Source organism: Acinetobacter sp. ANC_7588 (assembly GCF_056783995.1).
The window spans coordinates 1-430 of sequence record NZ_JBWYIU010000039.1 but is presented as its reverse complement, the minus strand read 5'-3'; the positions used below and the strand labels follow the sequence as shown (position 1 = coordinate 430).

Here is a 430-nt window from a genome sequence, read left to right as displayed (position 1 = left end):
AATCACCATTACCTGCGTTGTTGTTGACGATCACTAAGTCTTTAATACCGAGTTCAATTAAGCCATCGATGAGTTCAGCAGGCTGACCTGCAGTACCAAACCCACCAATCATAATGGTTGAACCGTCTTTAATTTGGGAGAGGGCTTCGGTTAAAGTCTTTTGAGATTTATCAATCATAGCGTTTTATAGATAAAGCTATCTATATCCTTTTCGGTCTTGCAAAAATTTAAACAAATCAAAATGATTAGATTTGGATTGGTCTAAATTCTTTAGTTGAATAAGATAAAGGATGGATGCGAAATCCATCCCTTTATTATTTTTAAGCTGATGCGCGGCGGCGTTCAACTTCAGTAGAAGGCGCACCTTCAACGTCTTTCACTAATTCAATGTCAAATTGAATATGTTTGAACGCACCTTTTAGACCACGAC

Annotated in this window: 1 protein-coding gene and 1 pseudogene; both read right to left on the bottom strand. The window is 37.7% G+C overall.

The window, feature by feature from the left end:
• A partial coding sequence (locus tag AC1M9J_RS14790) for a CoA-transferase (RefSeq protein WP_481612445.1) occupies window positions 1–178 on the bottom strand: 178 nt, incomplete at its 3' end.
• A 142-nt stretch (window positions 179–320) separates the two neighbouring features.
• Window positions 321–430: pseudogene (locus tag AC1M9J_RS14785) on the bottom strand (catechol 1,2-dioxygenase); the annotation flags it as partial.